Here is a 17276-nt window from a genome sequence, read left to right on the forward strand (position 1 = left end):
AACTGCGTGGGGCGTTGGTTTTCCTACCCTGCTTGGGCCTACCGCCGCGCCGTGCGCGGGTCGGGTTTGGGCTGCATCTGATAGTCGTGGGGTGGGGTGGCGCCGGCTAGGTACTGCACAAAGTAGTCCCAGCGGCGGCGCGTCATGTAGGGCGAGTCCTGACCAAACCCGTGCGTAGCATTCGGAAAAATGACCAGGTCGTAGCTCTTATTGGCTTTGGTGAGAGCCTCTACTACTAGCATGGTGTTGTAGGGCGGCACGTTGTTGTCCATCATACCGTGGGCCAGCATCAGCTTGCCTTTCAGATTTTTAGCATACGTGGCATTGGCCTGGTTGTCGTAGTTGGACGCGCCGTTGTCCTGTGTGGTGAGTAGGCCGATGTACCGCTCGCCCCAGTCGTCCTCGTAGTTGCGGTTTTCGTGGTTGCCCGATTCCGAAATGCCTACCTTGAAGAAATCGGGGTAGCGGAAGAGGGCCGCGGCCGTGGCATACCCGCCGCCCGAGTGCCCCCAGATGCCCACGCGGTCTAGGTCGAGGTAGGGATATTTTTGAGCCAGCTGCTTGATGCCGGCTATCTGATCGGAGAGAGTGTTTTCGGCCATGTTGCCGTAGCAGGCATCATGAAAGCTTTTGGAACGCAACGGATTGCAGCTCCCTTCTAGCACCACTACCACAAACCCTAATTCGGCCAAGGCCTGGTTGTCGCCGCGTGCCGCCGAAAACGACCAGTTGCCCACGCTTCCGCCCTGCGGACCGGGGTAGATATAGTCGATAACCGGGTATTTCCGATTCGGGTCCAGTTTGGTGGGCGTAAACACCAAGCCGTACAGATCAAACTGTCCGTCGTGGCTTTTCACGGTGATGGGGGTAGGGGCTTTCCAACCGGTGGCGGCGAGGCGCGAAATGTCCGTCTTCTCCAGCGCCACCAAGGTTTTGCCGTCCAGGTTGCGCAGTACGCTCACGGGCGGCACGTCGGGTTGGGAATAGGTGTCGATGAAGTAGCGGCCCGAAGGCGAAAACTCAATGCGGTGGTTGCCTTTTTCGGGCGTGAGCAGCGTGAGGCCTTTGCCATCCAGCCCAATGCGGTAGAGGTGCGTGAAGTAGGGGTTGCCCGGCTCCCGCCCATCAGCCAGGAAGTAGAGCTGGCGCCGCTGCTCGTCTACCTTCACGAGTTGCGTTACCACCCAGTTGCCTTTGGTAATCTGGTTCTTGACTTTGCCTGTAGTGGCGTCGTAGAGGTAGAGGTGGCCCCAATCGTCGCGCTCCGAGTACCAAATAATTTCCTTGTTTTTAGGTAAGTAGGTCCAGTTGATAGCGCCTTGGCCCGACTCGTACTGGGTGGCTACTTTCTCCTCAAACACCTCTCGTACGGCGCCCGTTTGCGCGTCGGCAATGCGGAATTTCTCCTCCTTGTGGTTACGCGAGGTCGAGACGAAGGCCAACTGCTTGGCATCGGCGCTCCAGTCCACATCGTCGAAGGTGCCGCTGCTGGAAATGTCGTCGGAGAGGGTGCCGCGGTGCGGGTCGGGCGGCACTTGCAGGCGCACTACCTTGGCCGGATGCACCTCCACAATTACCCGCTCAATCGTGATAATGTCTTTATCGCCGGGCAGCGGGTATTTCCACGCTTTCAGGGTAGGGTGACCTACGTTGGTGGTTACCAGGTACATATCACCTACCCGGCGCTGGTCCTGCTGGAAGGTCGCAATCTTGCGCGAATCGGGCGACCAGCGCAGCACGGGCTGGTCGCTGCTACTCCAGCCAGCGTTGTCGGTGGCGTAGCCGTAGTCCTTCACGCCATCGGTGGTCAGCTGGGTCTTCTGATTGGTTTGGGTGTTGCGCACCCACAGGTTATACTCCTGAATATAAGCAGCCAACCTACCGTCCGGCGACACCACCTCGTTGCGGGCGTTGGGTGCTTGCTGGGTGTTGGCCGCAGCAGGCGCCACGGGTGGGGTAGCCGTCACAGTGCGGGCTTTGCGGGCCGGGTCTGCCAGCACGTATTCGCTACCCTGCGCCGTGAGCGTGCGGTACCAGAACCGGTCATTGTCGAGCCAATTGATTTGCCCCAGAACGTGGTCTACCAGCGGCTGGGTGTTGTAGCTCATAAACTGTTCGGCGCGGGCGTAGTCCTGGGCCGTCACGGTGGGCTGCTGCGCCTGTGTCGCTATCGAAAGCAAGCTGGCTGCCAGGGCGAGGGGTAGGAAGCGGCCGCACCTAAAAGTAAGCAGGTGAGGAATAGGGTTGAGGTTGGGCATAGATGTAGCTGATTCTAGGATAAATAACGTGTTTTTATACATCAAAGTCAGCGGGCATAAAAATAGAACGGTCGCCTTTTTTTGGCGACCGTTCTATTTTACTATCAATATCAACTGTTCAACGCAATGGGCAGTTGCCACAGTGGTCAAGGAATCCTCAGTTGGGTAAGCTTGCAATCCTATATTTTACTAGATATAACTACTAATGACCACTCGTAGTGCCTGGCTATGAGTGTTTATATATCTTAATAACAAGGTCTTACAGCGAATTACAATGCTGTATCACCTAAATAGTTCACTCCCAGAGGTTAAGCAGACAAAGTCAGTGCTTCCGTAACCTCAAGAATTGCGCACTTTTTCAAAGAGATGTTTAGGGTTTGGCAGACTGCCTTCACATCAGTAAGTGCTTGCTCAGGGCTTTTGGTTAGATGAGCGACAACGTTGATTGGTAGCGACACAGCCATGTCTTCTTCACTAGTTCCCACAACGTGTGTATAGCCGTATTCTGGTCCCATCAGGGTGTTGCGGACTTTGCCTTGCATGGTGTCCGTGTCGAAGGTCAGGAGCGTGTGCTTCATGTGAATGCGAGTGATGATGTTCGTTAATTGTATTTTAATAAGTAGGAAAGAGGCTTATCTAATAAGCAAGCAACTAATTCTTACTCGTGCTTTTTGCGTCTTATGTCTGTAGAAGACACCTGTTAAACAGCGTTAAACTGTGAGTGTGGCACAAATTTCCGATATATAGTTGTCTCTTGCTATGATCAGCATCACAACTGGTCTTGATTTTGATTAAGCATGTATTGATTAAAATCAATTTGAATTTTATTCATTTTCGTTGATTGTAAAAATGGCTGGCATGGCAGATAACTTCTCATTCCGTTTAAGGTGAAACGACTTCTCTTACTGCATCGGAATGAGGAGCGGCGCAGCTCCATCACTTCACTATTGAGCTTGGCGGGGTATGAATTAGTCTCTTTCAGTAAGGGCTATCAGGGGGTAGAGGCCGCTAAGCAACGCCAGCCTGATTTGGTCTTATGCGCTACTGAATTGTCCGATGTAGATGGCTATGGCGTTCTGCATTTGTTTCGCTGCACCGCCTCCCTAGCCGCTACTCCGTTCATTCTTATAGGCCCTACGGCAACGTGGGCCGATACGCGGCGGGCCATGGATGCCGGCGCGGACGATTATCTGGCTATGCCCATCGTTGCGGGTGAACTGCTTCAGGCAATAGCGGGGCGTCTGCACCGCTTCCCCCTGCTACCTGCCGAGCCCATAGCTACGGGGTACGATGAGGCGTCCGTAGCCGGATCCTTAGCTTCTTTGATTACCGATCGTACGCCGCACATCGTCGCTCGTCGGCACAGTGTGTATAGGGAGGGAGAAGACCCCAAACAGCTGTACTTTATTCAGTCGGGCCGTATCAAAGCAGTTAAGACAACTTCGTTTGGCAAAGAGTTGATTACCAGCTTTTATCAGACGGGCGAATTCTTTGGGTACAAGGACTTATTGGAACAGACGTGCTACCATGAATCGGCAGTAGCGATAGAGGATTGCGTGTTGTTACATATCCCGGCTGCTGACTTCTTGCAACTGGTGCGCTTGCCCGAGGTAAGCCAACAGTTTGTTCGTTTGTTAGCAGGGCGTAAGCGTGCACGCGAGCAGCAATTGCTGGATATGGCCTACCAATCACTCCGCCGCCGTGTAGCCAATGCCCTGCTTGCATTGCATAATCAAGGAGAAACCAACGAGGCTACTCCCTTTATTCGCGTGGCGCGTGAAGATCTGGCCGCTTTAGTGGGTATAGCGCCAGAGTCATTGAGCCGAACTTTGAGCGAGTTTCGGCATGATGGCCTACTAGAAGTTTCATCGCAGGGTATCCGCCTGTTGCAACCAGAGTATATGCGTCAAGCCGAGTGGTAATTCTCGGTTGGCAAGTATCGCTGGTACATATATGGCTGCCGAATAGGTGGCTTTTGAACGTACTCCGTGTCTTACGGGGTTCTAACCGAAAAAAGATACGTTCATATTCTGGTCGCCTTAACGGGACGTTCTCGCTGCTACTTTGTTTGAGTAGCAGCGTCCTATATATACCCACTCTGCCCCTTTTCACATTACCTTTGTATAGGCCGATCTGAAAGCCTTTTCTTCCGTCACTTCTACTCCTCATACATGACCCTGAAACCTCAGCCTGCTGACGTGTTTGTGGACCGCCACAACGGCCCCGACGAAGCCGCCGTGACCGAGATGCTGCGCGCCATCGGCGTCGAGTCGCTCGACCAGCTCATCGACGAAACCGTGCCGGCCGCTATCCGTTTGCAGAAGTCGCTCGACTTGCCCGCTGCCCTCACGGAGCGGGCTTTTTTGGCGAAATTCGCGCAGATTGCTGGCCAGAACAAGCTCTATAAGAACTACATCGGCTTGGGGTACTACCCTACTCAGCTGCCGCCCGTTATTCAGCGCAACATCCTCGAAAACCCCGGCTGGTACACCGCCTATACGCCCTACCAAGCCGAAATCGCTCAGGGTCGTCTCGAAGCCCTCATCAACTACCAGACGATGGTGATGGAGCTGACCGGCCTCGAAATTGCCAACGCCTCCCTGCTCGACGAAGGCACGGCCGCGGCCGAGGTGCTGCACATGTTCCACTCGCAGACCAAGAAGAAAAACGCCCATAAATTCTTCGTGTCGGAGCAGGTGCTGCCCCAGACAATTGATGTGGTGCGCACCCGTGCTACCCCGCTCGGTATTGAGCTAGTGGTAGGCGACCATCGCACCGCTGACCTCACCGACGAGTCCCTGTTCGGTGCCCTGCTGCAATACCCCGCCGCCGACGGCGCCGTATACGACTACACCGACTTCATTGCCACTGCGCACAACAATAGCCTATTGGTAGCCGTAGCTGCTGATCTGCTGGCTCTTACCTTACTCACCCCTCCCGGCGAGATGGGCGCCGATGCCTGCGTGGGTAACTCCCAGCGCTTTGGCGTGCCCATGGGCTACGGCGGTCCGCACGCCGGCTTCTTCGCTACCAAAGACCAGTTCAAGCGCGTCATTCCGGGCCGCATTATCGGACAGAGTATTGATGCGGCCGGCAATAAGGCCTACCGCATGGCCCTGCAAACCCGTGAGCAGCACATCCGCCGCGAAAAAGCTACCTCCAACATCTGCACAGCGCAGGTGCTGCTGTCGGTGCTGTCTGGTATGTATGCCGTGTACCACGGTCCACAGCGTGTGCGTCAGTTCGCTGTTAATACCCACGCTTTCGCGCAGTTGCTGGCACAAGAGCTGACCGCTTTGGGTCTGGAGCAGCAGAACGAATTCTATTTCGATACGCTGACCCTCAAGCTGGAAAGCGAGGAACTGCAAGCGGCTATCCGTCAGGAAGCCGAAGCTGCGGGTATCAACTTCCGTTACTTCTCTCAAGAAGGTACCGCCCGCGTGGGCATTGCCCTGAATCAGAATACCGAAGCCGATGACGTAGCCGACATCGTGCGGGTGTTTGCGAAAGTGCTGGGCAAGTCGTTCGACAAAACCCTGGCCCTACCCACCGAGGCAGAGCTGAACTGGCCCGACGCACTTGTGCGGCAGAGCGCCTACCTCACGCACCCAGTCTTCAACAAGCATCACTCCGAAACCGAGATGCTACGCTACATGAAGCAGCTTGAAAACAAGGACCTGAGCCTAGCGCACTCCATGATTCCGCTTGGCTCGTGCACCATGAAGCTGAACGCCACCGCCGAGATGATTCCGGTGACGTGGCCCGAAATTGGCGGCTTGCACCCCTTTGCTCCGCGCGAGCAGGCCAAAGGCTACACGCAGATCTTCAACGATTTGGAGCGGTGGCTCTGCGAAGTCACTGGCTTTGCGGCCGTGAGCTTGCAGCCTAACTCCGGCGCCCAGGGCGAGTACGCTGGCCTGCTGGCCATCCGCGACTACCACGAAGCACAGGGCAACAGCCACCGCAATGTGGCCCTCATTCCAGCCTCGGCCCACGGTACCAACCCCGCTTCGGCCGTCATGGCCGGCATGCAGGTAGTGGTGGTGAAGAGCACCGAGGACGGCAATATCGACGTGCAGGACCTGAAAGACAAGGCAGCCAAGTACGCCGATACCTTGTCCTGCCTAATGGTGACCTACCCCAGCACGCACGGCGTGTATGAGGAAACCATCATCGACATCTGCCAGACCATTCACCAGCACGGCGGGCGCGTGTACATGGACGGCGCCAACATGAACGCCCAGGTAGGCCTTACCTCGCCTGCCACCATCGGCGCCGACGTGTGCCACCTGAACCTGCACAAAACGTTCTGCATCCCGCACGGCGGTGGTGGACCCGGCGTAGGCCCCATCGGCGTAGTAGCCGATCTGGCGCCCTACCTGCCTGGCCACGTGGTGGTAGATGCTGAAGGTCGCACGGCCGGCGCGGTGTCGTCGGCGCCGTGGGGCTCGGCCAGTATCCTGCCCATCAGCTACGCCTACATTTCCATGATGGGCGGCGAAGGGTTGACGCAGGCCACGCGCACGGCTATTCTGAATGCCAACTACCTGAAAGCGAAGCTAGAGGCGCACTACCCTGTGCTGTACGCTGGTGCCAACGGCCGCTGTGCCCACGAGATGATTCTGGATTGCCGCCAGTTCAAGAAGGCCGGCATCGAGGTAGAGGACATTGCCAAGCGCCTGATGGACTACGGCTTCCACGCGCCTACCGTGTCGTTCCCAGTCGCGGGCACGCTGATGGTAGAGCCTACCGAGTCGGAAAGCAAAGAAGAGCTGGACCGCTTCGTGGAGGCAATGGTGAAGATCCGGGAGGAAATTCGGGAGGTGGAACAAGGCCACGCCGATGCCAAAGACAATGTGCTGAAGCACGCCCCGCATACCGCCGCCACCGTGCTGGTGCATGACTGGACACGTCCCTACTCTCGTGAGCAGGCCGTATACCCCACCGACTACGCCCGTGCCTACAAATTCTGGCCGGCCGTGTCGCGCGTTGATTCAGCCTACGGCGACCGGAATCTGATCTGTTCCTGTACCTCTACCGAGGACTACGCCGATGAGCCTGAGCAACTGGTACAGGCCGATAAAGGCCCATCGTATTAATCGGTTAGGTAGTTAAAATTCCGTTGTACCGCTATATAAAAGAGCACGTGTAACGGAACTTTAGGATTATTGAAAGCAAAACCGGCCTGCACTTTTAAAGTGCAGGCCGGTTTTGTTATAAAATGATAGGTAGTAATTACCACTGTTTCGGGAAGCATGTGCGATACATGTAACCAGTCACAACTTTGTCACCGTTGCTTACGCGGGCCTTCACAAAATAAGCATCTACGGAGTCAAGCACCTGCACTTGCATACCGGATTTAATTTCGGCTAGCTGGGGCGAATCCTTCGTCATGCCATCATATAGAACGCATTCTACGGCAGCAGTGCGCTCGACGGGAGATTTAGAAGCATGGCTATTGCCACGGCCATCTTCGCGGGCTGCATTGCAACTACCGAGTAGGGTGAGGGCCAGCAGACTGGAGAAGGATACGCGTACAGATTTTTTCATGGTAAAGGAAGTATGGTGTAATGCGGAAAAATTTATATTTTATCAACTTCCTCGCCCATCCGTCTGAGTATAGCAATTTCGATACCAGAGGTGGTAACTAACGGGGAACGTTGGGCTTACGCTCGGTGTTTACCTCATACCACCGACCACCCCGCCACGTTATAGCGAGGATTCGGTTTTTTCCACGTTTTTCACTTCGTATGAATCGCATATCCCGTTTCCTGAATCGCTCTGCCACGCTGGCGCTGGTGAGCATTGCTTTGCTGCTGGGTGCCAGCAGCTGCGCCACTTCTTCCCGGGTGGGCGTCTCCTCCGATTTTGACCATGCTGTGAACTTTCGAGCTTATAAGACGTGGGCTTGGTATCCGCAGCAGCCGGTAGACGCGGAGGGCGGGCCGGCCAAAGGCTACGAGTCGTTCCTGGATCAGCGCCTGCGTACGGCCATCGACCGGGAGCTGACCAATAAAGGCTTGACGCGGGTTGAGAGCAACCCCGACATCTATGTGGCTTATAATGCCAAAGTAGAAGAAAAGCAGTCCGTATCGCCGTACTACAATGGCCTGGGCTACCCCTATTATGGCTATGGCCTCTACGGTGGTGGCCTGTATGGCCGAGGCTATACACCGGTAAGTCAGTACGCAGCCGGTACGGTCATCATCGACTTAGTAGACGCCAAGCGTAAGGAACTGGCGTGGCGTGGCTCGGGCCAAGCCCAAGTCGACAACAACCACTCTATCTCGGAACAAGAGGTCTACCGAATCGTTAACGGTATCATGGGCGTGTACCCACCCTCCGATCAGGCGCAAGCCCGCCGCTAGGTTGCTTTCCGCTTAAATAGAAAACCCCGCTAACATTGTGTTAGCGGGGTTTCTTTATGCTTATACATTATGGGGCATAATGCTCTTTATCAGGCTACCCTAGATCGGCACGTTTACGTGGCGCTCAGCGTGGTAAGAGCTGCGGACCAATGGGCCACTTTCTACGTACTTCAGACCACGACGCAGGCCCTCTTCGCGGTAATGAGCAAACAGGTCGGGGTGGATGAACTCGGCTACCTCCAGGTGACGCTTGGTGGGTTGTAAGTACTGGCCCAGGGTCAGGATATCGAGGCCGTTGGCCACTAAGTCGTCCATGGCCTTATACATCTCATCTTTGGTTTCGCCCAGGCCCAGCATAATACCTGACTTGGTGCGGTGCCCGGCGGCTTTAGTCCGACGAATCTGCTCTAGCGAACGGTCATACTTGGCCTGTGGGCGCACTAAGCGGTAGAGGCTGCCTACGGTTTCTACGTTGTGCGAAATCACTTCCTGCCCACCCGAAATCATCACATCCAGCGCTTGCCAGTTGGCTTTCACGTCTGGAATTAGCGTTTCGATGGTAGTAGCTGGCGAGAGTTGCTTGATGCGTACTACCGTTTCGTGCCAGATGCTGGCGCCGCGGTCTTTCAGCTCGTCGCGGTTTACAGAGGTAATTACGGCGTGCTTCACGCCCATCGTCAGGATGGCCTCGGCCACGCGGCGAGGTTCGTCGGTATCATACTCGTTGGGGCGACCAGTAGCCACCGCGCAGAAGGAGCACGATCGGGTGCAGATGTTGCCCAGAATCATGAAGGTAGCCGTACCCGCGCCCCAGCACTCGCCCATATTGGGGCAATTGCCGCTTTCGCAAATGGTATGCAGCTTGTTTTCGTCTACCAGCTTGCGCACCCGGGCATACTCGGGGCCTACAGGCAGCTTCACGCGCAGCCAATCGGGCTTGCGGGGCCGGGCCGGTGCGGCGGCTTCCGGCTGAATTACGGGTAGTAGCAGCAGATCATCCATAGATAACAAAGATACGCAGCGCGTAGCTTATGCAAAGGCAGCAGCTCGCGACAAGGCTAGGTTTCCTCCACAACCATCAGCCGCGCAGAAAAGTTGAAAACAGTGTATAGGCGCTACTTAGCTAGCCGCGATGCCCAAGGTAGATAGTGAGGTATACTGAGGGGTAGAATTGCTTGTTGAGCTTGGAGCTAGGCACGGCATTCGCCTGTAAAATCTCCAGCCGCTTAGTGTAGGCTTCCACTAAGAAACCTGTTTCTATTCCTGCTACTGCGTCGCGGTAGCGGCCATACTCAAAGCTAAGAGCGCCGCGCAGGTGCGCTCCTATAGTCGGTGTAACTTCGCTGGCTCCGCGGAAGAGCGGCGCCCGGTCTATGGGCTCCAGCGAGTTGCTCGGGTCATAAGGAGCCTCGCGGATGTCTTGAGTAGCGCCGGCAATAGGATTGCCATTGCCGTCGCGCAGGGTGTAGTCGTAGTAAACGTAGTAGGGCATCAATAGCCCGATAGATGGGCCAGCACTAGCCAGCGCATTCACCTGCACACCCGATTCAGCGGCTTTCCGGAATATCACGCGCTGCAAACCCACAGAAGGGCGCAGTACATAGAAATATTTGGTTTTGCCTGGGATGTAGGAGCCGCCGGTATAAAGGTTGGTGAACTTTTCCTCTTTTTGGCCCTTCACTTCCACGGCTTCTATACTCCAGAAGCGTAGCCAGTCCTGCGATAGTACCTTGGAAGACCGAAAATACAATCCACCAATTAGGCCCGCCTGCGTGTTGAAGTTAACCCCATAGACCGTCTCCTTGCGGTAGGAAGGGTCGTCGCCGCTGCCGCCGGCGCTTTGTGCGTTGGCAGCGCCGGTGGCGGCTAGCAGCAGCGCCAGGGTACAAAAACCGGAAGCCAGTAAAGTTCGCACGGCGGGCAAAAAAGCTAAGGGCGAGGAGATTCGAACGGGAAATGGCCGCTCCGAGGCAGCCTGATCGAAAGTACGTAAATTTGTTGTCATTGTCCTGCCAAATTTCTGATTCTATGAGCACTGCCAGCGCCCGCTATACCGGCCAACTGCGTACCGAGGCTACGCACAACGCTTCCGGTAATACAATTATTACCGACGCACCTGTGGACAACCACGGCCGGGGCGAGGCCTTTTCGCCCACTGATCTGGTAGCAGCGTCGCTGGGCGCTTGCATGATGACCATTATGGGCATCGTGGCCGAGCGTCACCAGCTGGACCTCACCAGCGTTACGTACGAAGTAACCAAGCACATGGCCGCCGAGCCGCGCCGGATTCGGCAAATCGACGTGCAATTTCGCCTACCCGCCAGCCTGCCCGAGAAGGAGCGTGCCCTCCTAGAGCGCGCCGCCCGCACTTGCCCTGTAGCGCTCAGCCTGAACCCGGAGATTGTGCAGGAAGTTTCTTTCGTGTATGAGTGATAAGATAGTGAAAGGGTAAGTGAAAAACGGCTGTCATCCTGAGCGCAGCGAAGGACCTTATGCCCGCAAAACGAGTCGTTGGTATGAGTGTCGTTCTCACGTGAGAAGGTCCTTCGCTACGCTCAGGATGACAACCGTTTTTCACTTATCTTTTTTACTATTTCACTAACTGTTGCACGTCGCTGAGGCGGATGCCCATGTGCGAGGCGTCGTAGCTGCACTCGCCGTTTTGGATGAGCAGTAACTGGGGCGACTGGTGTTCTACGCCAAACTTTTGGGCAATTTCGTTGGAAATAGGCCGGTAGCGCAGCAGGTCGAGGTAGTAGATGGGCGTGCCGTCGAGGCCGGCCGAGTCCCACTGGCGCTCAATCTTGCCTTTGGCCGCGGCGCTGATAGAGCAGGTAGTGCTATGCTTGAAGACCAATACCGGATGCTCGTGCGATTCCTGCACGATGTCGACTAGCTGTTCGGGTTGGGTGAGTGGTTGCCAAGGAGCCATAATTCAGAGCGTATTAAAAGTTACTTTTTGCGGGTAAGACGTAAGCCGGGCGCCGTTGGTTCGCTGACGCGGGCCGTGCCGTTGTGGTCGAACCGGTAGCGGCGGCGACCGTCGTGGGGTAGGGGCGTGCCCGTCTGCCCCCGTTTCAGTGCTTTGGGCGTAACGGTCAGGTGCGAATCTTTGTACTTGGCCGGGTATTTCGCTGCGTCGCGCAGGGCCTTACGGTTTTCGGCTCGGTGCTGGGCCGGGGTGGTATACTCCGTTTGGGCCGAGGCAGAAGCGGCAAGCAGCAAGGCAGGTAGAAGGAGCAGGAGTTTCATACCAAAGCATACGGAAAGTGGAAGAAGGCAGCCACCCGAAATAGCCTGAGCAGCTGTAAAATAACCCCAAGTAGGTGGCGCTAGAAGATGATGCCTAGAAAGCGGTACTGGCCTACTTTGCGCTTTAAGCGGCGGCGCTCATACTTCTTCTTTTTCAGGAGCCCTTGCTTGTCGTAGCTGTTGTGCTGGGGCGGCGCGTTTTCCGCCTGGGCTGTGCTTTGGCTACTACCATCAGCGCTCTGCTCAGCATTAGTAGCAGAGGCTTTCGCCTTTTTCATCTTAGGCTGTGGCGGGCCTTGGGGGTCAGAGATATGGTAGCGGTGGCAACCCGTTTGAGCCAGCAGCAGCCAGCTGCTGAGCAGCACGAGTAGCATCAATCGAAAACAAAGGATGGGCCGGGTAGAAAAGGACATAGGCAGCAGGTTGATGCAATGAGAATAGAACCTTGCCCAGAAATCAAGCCAATAACGTGGCTCTGTTTGGATTAAAGCGATAGGGAATAGGGCAGAAGCAGGTTTCGTGCGAGGCCCGCTGATTTACCAAAAAACTGATCGTTTGGAGCACAGTGAGGAAGCTGCCTGTTAGATTCCTCACTGTGCTCGGAATGAAAAGCTTGCGGTTAATAGTTGCGCAGCTTCTCCACCGCATCGTGCAGGCGTTGGAGGGGTAGAAAGTCTTTTTCCAGGGCCGGAGCGAAGGGCACAGCCGTATCCAGTGAGGCCACGCGGTGCACAGGCGCATCCAGGTGCTCGAAGCAGTTTTCACCAATCCAGGCGGCCAGCTCGGCCCCCAGCCCGCCGGCAAGCGTGTCTTCGTGCAGCACTAGCACGCGGCCATTTTTCTCGGCAGTGCGACGTACAGCCTCTTGGTCCCAGGGTAGGAGGGTGCGCAGATCTAGAATGTCGCAGCTCACGTTTAATTCCTCGGCCACTTGCAAGGCCCAATGCACGCCCATGCCGTAGGTGACGATGCTCAACTCATTGCCCTCGCGCACCAAGGCGGCTTGTCCAATGGGCGTGGTGTAATAGGCGTCGGGCACGGGGCCGCTCACGGAGCGATAGAGCAGCTTGTGCTCGAAGTACATCACCGGGTTGGGGTCTGCAATGGCCGCACACAGCAACCCCTTGGCATCGTGAGGGTTGCTGGGAAATACCACTTTCAGGCCGGGCGTATGCGTAAACCACGCCTCGTTGCTTTGGGAGTGAAACGGCCCGGCCGCGGTGCCAGCGCCGGTGGGCATGCGCACCACCACGTCGGCGTTTTGGCCCCAGCGGTAGTGGCTCTTGGCTAAGTTGTTGACAATCTGGTTGAAGCCGCAGGTGACAAAATCGGCAAACTGCATCTCTACCATGCTCTTTTTGCCGCGCACGCTCAACCCCAAGCCCGCGCCCAGAATGGCCGATTCACACAGGGGTGTATTACGCACGCGCGCCTTGCCAAACTCACCTACCAGCCCTTCCGTGACCTTAAACACGCCACCGTACTCGGCAATGTCCTGACCCATCAGCACTAGCTCGGGGTAGCGTTCCAGGCTCTGGCGCAACCCATCGCGAATAGCGTCGACGTAGCGTTTATCTGTTGTTGGTTGCGAGTCATCAGATAAACTTCTCCCTTGTTCTGGCGCCTCAGCGTACATATCAGCCAACTCGCGGGTAGCGTCGGGGGTAGGGGCCGGGAGAGTATCAGCTTCCCGCAGTCCTTGCTCGATTTCTTCTTTGATTTTCTCGCGGGACTGATGGCGAGCGGTTTCGCTAAGCAGACCTTCGCTGATGAGCCACTGTTCATAAGTTGCTACCGGGTCTTTCTGCGCCCACTCCGCAAATAGCTCTTGGGGTACGTATTTGGTGCCGCTGGCTTCCTCGTGCCCACGCATCCGGAAGGTGAGGGCCTCCACTAGCACCGGGCGCGGGTTCTGGCGCAGGTCCTCAGCCAAGCGCTGGATGGTGCTGTACACTTCCAGCACATTGTTGCCGTCGATTTGCACAGCCTCTATGCCATAGGCCGGTCCTTTATCAATAAAGTTCTTGCAGCGGAATTGCTCGTTGCTGGGGGTAGAGAGACCGTAGCCGTTGTTTTCGATGAGGAAGATAACCGGTAATTGCCACACGGCGGCCACGTTCAGAGCCTCGTGGAAGTCGCCCTCCGAGGCACCGCCGTCGCCGCTGTAAACCAATGTCACACGCTTCTGTTCGTCCAGCACATCGGCTAGGGCAATGCCGTCGGCCACGGCCAGCTGTGGGCCGAGGTGGCTGATCATGCCCACAATATGGTGCTCGCGGGAGCCGAAGTGAAACGACCGGTCGCGGCCCTTGGTGAAGCCACCTTCCTTGCCCTCCCACTGTGCGAATAGTCGCCCCATCGGCACCCGCCGCGCTGTGAACACGCCTAGGTTGCGGTGCAAGGGTAGGATGTACTCGTCGGCGTTGAGGGCCAAGGTACTACCCACCGCAATGGCCTCCTGCCCAATGCCTGAAAACCACTTGCTGATCTTGCCCTGCCGCAGCAGAATCAGCATTTTTTCCTCGATGAGGCGGGGCTTGAGCAGCTCTTGGTAGATAGTGAGCAGTTGCTCGGTAGGGTAGGCGGCGCGGTCGAAGGGCATAGCAATACGGGCTCAAAAGGGTAGCGCCGGCAAAAGTAGGCGTTTGCACCGGAAGGGGAATCGTGGGATGATTTTTGGGGTAGGCGGCCGACTCATTTTATAGCTTATTCTACCGTTTGCCTATGCGCCCATTTTTACTTTTCAGCTTCCTCTGTACCGCCGCGCCTACCCTAGCTCAGCAGCCCGACATGCTGACCCCGCGCCGGGTAACGGTAGCTGTATCAGCTATTGCCGACTCTCTTACTTTACCAGGGATTGATTCATCCAGAGCTTCTTTTATTGACCAAGTACAGGGTATACTTATCGAAAGAAATAGATCTTTTCCCTTCCTGCCCATCCAAGAGCAGCTACGCCAAGTAGCCGGCGTGCAGGCTACACCTTTCTCTGGAGCACCGGGGGCGCAGGTGGTGGTACGTATCAGAGGCGCGGCCAGCTTTGCCAATCATGCTCGGCCGCTGTATGTGGTAGATGGCGTGCCGGTGTTTCAGCGTACGTTTTGGTCAGGTGTAAGTGACGCCGTCTATCTGGATGCGCTGCCGGAGATACAGGAGCTGGACACCAATCCGCTGCTGCATATCCCAACGGAAGACATTGAGCAGGTAGAGGTATTGAAAGGTGCTTTCGAAACCGCGCAATATGGCTCGCAGGGTATCAATGGTGTTATCCGCATCACCACGCGCCGGGGGCGTACCGGGGCGCCGCGCGTGCAGTACAACGGCTATGGCGGCCTGCAGCAGGCCCGCTACCGCTACGAGCTGCTGGATGCCCGCCAATACGCCACGCTCGCTAACGAAGCTGCTCGAAACGATGGAGAATCACCGCGCTTCTCATCGGCCGAACTAGCGGCCCTAGGCCGGGGCACCGATTGGCAGGCGGAGCTGCTGCGCACGGCCGTCGTGCAGGGGCACCACCTCAGCCTGGCGGGCGGCACCGCCACCACGCATTACTACACGGGCGTCGACTACCTGGGTCAGCAAGGCATTATGTTGAATTCCAACCTACGTCGCTATGCCGTGCGAGCCAACGTGGACCAGCAACTGGGCCAACGCCTACACGTGGCGGCGCGGGGTAGCTTGAGCGAAACGCAGCGGCGCGTGCCGTCTTACTACGCCCTGCAAAACGCGCTCTACGAGCGGCCTACCCGCACGGTGCAGGACACTGTCTATCAGAGAAGGGATTGGATAACCCCGGTGCAAGAAGCTAGCGAATGGTACCAAACGCCCCGCCAGCAACGGTTGCTGACGCAACTAGATGCCCGGTACCGCCTGGCTACCGGGCTCACGTTGGAGGTATTAGGTGGATTGGAACGTGCCACGCAGCGTAGCCAGTCGTATAAATCGGTTACAATTTCCGCTGCTGGTAAGTATGCCGACCTTACCAGCACCTACAAGCAGTGGCTAGTCAATCCGGCCCTGCGCTACGCCCGCGACTTTGCGGGGGGGAGGCACGCCGTAGCCGCCAGCGTAGAGGCCATTGGGCAGCAGCAAACCACTAAAGACGAGTTGCTTAGCTACATTCCAGGTGCTCCCGTAGAAGGTCGTGAGTACAGCTATTCGTTAATAGAAAGCCTCTTTTACCGGCTGACAGGTGGCTACACATTTGCGGGGCGCTACCAACTGCAAGGCAGTCTGCGGCACGATGTCCTATCTATTATGCCGGCCGCCGACCGCAAGCTCTGGCTGCCGGGTGCACAGGCTACGTGGCACACAGATAAAGAGGCGTTTTTGAAAGATAACGCAACCATAAGCAAGCTGAATGTGTGGGTAGGCTGGGGCTATACGATGGGAGCAAGCAATGTGGGGGGCACTAGGTACACGTTGTTCAAACCCGGTTTTCCTATTGTTGCAAACAACCGACTGCTTCCCCTGCGGGAGCGAAGCCGGCAACTTGATGCTGGTTTTACGCTAGGCCTGTGGCAGGACCAGCTGAATGTGACCATTCAAAGCTACACTCGGCACACCATCGACGACCAGGAAGAGTACCTTAAGCTGCCGGGTACATTGCACAACAAAGGAGTAGAGCTGTCTTTGGCGGGGCGGTGGCGGCTGGGTGCGGTGCAGGGTAGCACGGCGCTGGCCGGCGCTATCAACCGCAACCGCTACCAGGCGGAACTCTCCGCTACTCCTACCTCGTACGAGCAGGCCGTGTACAACCAGCCGCTCAGCACGTTTTATGGTCTGCGCTACCTTGGGATAGATGCTGCCGGACTGCCGCGCTTCGCCGAAGGCCCCACCAATGGCAGACCGATTGAGGATCAGCAGCCATTGGGCAGCGGCCTACCTCGACAGCTACTCACCCTCACGCAACAACTTCAATACAAGCGTTTCGCGCTGGATGTGCAGGCCGATGCCATGTGGGGCTACCAGGTGCAGAACATACAGCTAGGGGTATTAGATGCGCCATCGGGCATAGACAATGCGACAACCCGCGTGCTGAATCGCTGGACTCCTACCAACACAGCTACCGATGTGCCGCGGGCCAGTCAGCAATTCAGAGCCGTATCTTTTAGTAATTATATCCTGCAATCCGGCAACCACGTCCGCCTGACGGCCGTCTCGCTCAGCTACCCAGTATGGAAGCGGGAAGCCCACAGCGCCAGCGTGTGGGTAGGCGGGCAGAATCTGCTGGTAGTCACGCGCTACCGTGGCTATGACCCCAACGTGAGTTCTTTCGGCTCCGACAACAAACAAGCTGGTATCGACCAGGGCGCCTACCCCACGGCACGCACGTTTTTGCTGGGTGTGCGAGCTACACTGTAAGCAACCTACTTCAGGATAAAACAAAAGCGGTCCGTCT

The 17276-nt window shown here is 56.6% G+C and carries 14 protein-coding genes; 5 read left to right on the top strand and 9 right to left on the bottom strand.

The features are described from left to right. Positions 1-38 precede the first annotated feature (38 nt). Both MUN82_RS18475 and MUN82_RS18480 read right to left on the bottom strand, forming a co-directional pair. Complete coding sequence (locus MUN82_RS18475) at positions 39-2258, bottom strand: S9 family peptidase (protein ID WP_245092794.1); 2220 nt, start codon at positions 2256-2258, stop codon at positions 39-41. Between the two features lie 308 nt (positions 2259-2566). Continuing rightward, a complete protein-coding gene (locus MUN82_RS18480) occupies positions 2567-2836 on the bottom strand; it encodes a hypothetical protein (RefSeq protein WP_245092796.1) in 270 nt (89 codons plus the stop codon). 309 nt (positions 2837-3145) lie between these two features. Between MUN82_RS18480 and MUN82_RS18485 the strand changes: the two genes are divergently transcribed. Continuing rightward, a complete protein-coding gene (locus tag MUN82_RS18485; RefSeq protein ID WP_245092798.1) occupies positions 3146-4180 on the top strand; it encodes a cyclic nucleotide-binding domain-containing protein in 1035 nt (344 codons plus the stop codon). A gap of 249 nt (positions 4181-4429) precedes the next feature. Then, positions 4430-7357: an aminomethyl-transferring glycine dehydrogenase gene (gene gcvP, locus MUN82_RS18490; protein WP_245092799.1), complete on the top strand. Its 2928-nt coding sequence runs from the start codon at positions 4430-4432 to the stop codon at positions 7355-7357. A gap of 136 nt (positions 7358-7493) precedes the next feature. Here gcvP and MUN82_RS18495 read toward each other — a convergent pair whose 3' ends face one another. Continuing rightward, entirely contained in the window at positions 7494-7808 is a 315-nt protein-coding gene (locus MUN82_RS18495; protein ID WP_245092801.1) for an SH3 domain-containing protein, read from the bottom strand. A gap of 200 nt (positions 7809-8008) precedes the next feature. Between MUN82_RS18495 and MUN82_RS18500 the strand changes: the two genes are divergently transcribed. Next, the gene (locus MUN82_RS18500) at positions 8009-8626 is read left to right on the top strand and encodes a DUF4136 domain-containing protein (protein ID WP_245092802.1); all 618 of its coding nucleotides are present in this window, start codon (positions 8009-8011) and stop codon (positions 8624-8626) included. A 99-nt stretch (positions 8627-8725) separates the two neighbouring features. Here MUN82_RS18500 and lipA read toward each other — a convergent pair whose 3' ends face one another. Both lipA and MUN82_RS18510 read right to left on the bottom strand, forming a co-directional pair. Beyond that, entirely contained in the window at positions 8726-9619 is an 894-nt protein-coding gene (lipA, locus tag MUN82_RS18505; RefSeq protein ID WP_245097602.1) for a lipoyl synthase, read from the bottom strand. Between the two features lie 130 nt (positions 9620-9749). Continuing rightward, positions 9750-10541 carry a hypothetical protein gene (locus tag MUN82_RS18510; RefSeq protein WP_245092804.1) on the bottom strand — a complete coding sequence of 264 codons (792 nt, stop codon included), beginning with the start codon at positions 10539-10541 and terminating at the stop codon, positions 9750-9752. 113 nt (positions 10542-10654) lie between these two features. Between MUN82_RS18510 and MUN82_RS18515 the strand changes: the two genes are divergently transcribed. Beyond that, positions 10655-11059 (top strand): OsmC family protein, encoded by a 405-nt coding sequence (locus tag MUN82_RS18515; protein WP_245092805.1) that lies wholly within the window; start codon positions 10655-10657, stop codon positions 11057-11059. A 157-nt stretch (positions 11060-11216) separates the two neighbouring features. On the opposite strand, the gene ytxJ is transcribed toward MUN82_RS18515, so the two are convergent. The 4 genes from ytxJ to MUN82_RS18535 all read right to left on the bottom strand — a co-directional run bounded on the left by ytxJ (position 11217) and on the right by MUN82_RS18535 (position 14480). After that, positions 11217-11558 carry a bacillithiol system redox-active protein YtxJ gene (gene ytxJ / locus MUN82_RS18520; RefSeq protein ID WP_245092807.1) on the bottom strand — a complete coding sequence of 114 codons (342 nt, stop codon included), beginning with the start codon at positions 11556-11558 and terminating at the stop codon, positions 11217-11219. Positions 11559-11578: 20 nt separating this feature from the next. Then, positions 11579-11878 (bottom strand): hypothetical protein, encoded by a 300-nt coding sequence (locus MUN82_RS18525; protein WP_245092808.1) that lies wholly within the window; start codon positions 11876-11878, stop codon positions 11579-11581. A gap of 80 nt (positions 11879-11958) precedes the next feature. Then, positions 11959-12291 (bottom strand): hypothetical protein, encoded by a 333-nt coding sequence (locus tag MUN82_RS18530; RefSeq protein ID WP_245092810.1) that lies wholly within the window; start codon positions 12289-12291, stop codon positions 11959-11961. 206 nt (positions 12292-12497) lie between these two features. Then, positions 12498-14480 (bottom strand): alpha-ketoacid dehydrogenase subunit alpha/beta, encoded by a 1983-nt coding sequence (locus MUN82_RS18535; protein ID WP_245092812.1) that lies wholly within the window; start codon positions 14478-14480, stop codon positions 12498-12500. A 122-nt stretch (positions 14481-14602) separates the two neighbouring features. Here MUN82_RS18535 and MUN82_RS18540 point away from each other — a divergent pair, with 122 nt between their 5' ends. Then, positions 14603-17239 (top strand): SusC/RagA family TonB-linked outer membrane protein, encoded by a 2637-nt coding sequence (locus MUN82_RS18540; protein WP_245092814.1) that lies wholly within the window; start codon positions 14603-14605, stop codon positions 17237-17239. Positions 17240-17276: the final 37 nt, after the last annotated feature.

The organism is Hymenobacter aerilatus (genome assembly GCF_022921095.1).
Classification (GTDB): domain Bacteria; phylum Bacteroidota; class Bacteroidia; order Cytophagales; family Hymenobacteraceae; genus Hymenobacter; species Hymenobacter aerilatus.

What these genes read in the sequence shown, in the direction of transcription:
- MUN82_RS18515 (WP_245092805.1), top strand. Translation starts at nt 10,655, where the DNA reads ATGAGCACTGCCAGCGCCCGCTATACCGGCCAACTGCGTACCGAGGCT.
- ytxJ (WP_245092807.1), bottom strand. Translation starts at nt 11,558, where the DNA reads ATGGCTCCTTGGCAACCACTCACCCAACCCGAACAGCTAGTCGACATC.
- MUN82_RS18530 (WP_245092810.1), bottom strand. Translation starts at nt 12,291, where the DNA reads ATGTCCTTTTCTACCCGGCCCATCCTTTGTTTTCGATTGATGCTACTC.
- MUN82_RS18535 (WP_245092812.1), bottom strand. Translation starts at nt 14,480, where the DNA reads ATGCCCTTCGACCGCGCCGCCTACCCTACCGAGCAACTGCTCACTATC.
- MUN82_RS18475 (WP_245092794.1), bottom strand. Translation starts at nt 2,258, where the DNA reads ATGCCCAACCTCAACCCTATTCCTCACCTGCTTACTTTTAGGTGCGGC.
- MUN82_RS18495 (WP_245092801.1), bottom strand. Translation starts at nt 7,808, where the DNA reads ATGAAAAAATCTGTACGCGTATCCTTCTCCAGTCTGCTGGCCCTCACC.
- MUN82_RS18500 (WP_245092802.1), top strand. Translation starts at nt 8,009, where the DNA reads ATGAATCGCATATCCCGTTTCCTGAATCGCTCTGCCACGCTGGCGCTG.
- MUN82_RS18480 (WP_245092796.1), bottom strand. Translation starts at nt 2,836, where the DNA reads ATGAAGCACACGCTCCTGACCTTCGACACGGACACCATGCAAGGCAAA.
- MUN82_RS18540 (WP_245092814.1), top strand. Translation starts at nt 14,603, where the DNA reads ATGCGCCCATTTTTACTTTTCAGCTTCCTCTGTACCGCCGCGCCTACC.
- MUN82_RS18525 (WP_245092808.1), bottom strand. Translation starts at nt 11,878, where the DNA reads ATGAAACTCCTGCTCCTTCTACCTGCCTTGCTGCTTGCCGCTTCTGCC.
- gcvP (WP_245092799.1), top strand. Translation starts at nt 4,430, where the DNA reads ATGACCCTGAAACCTCAGCCTGCTGACGTGTTTGTGGACCGCCACAAC.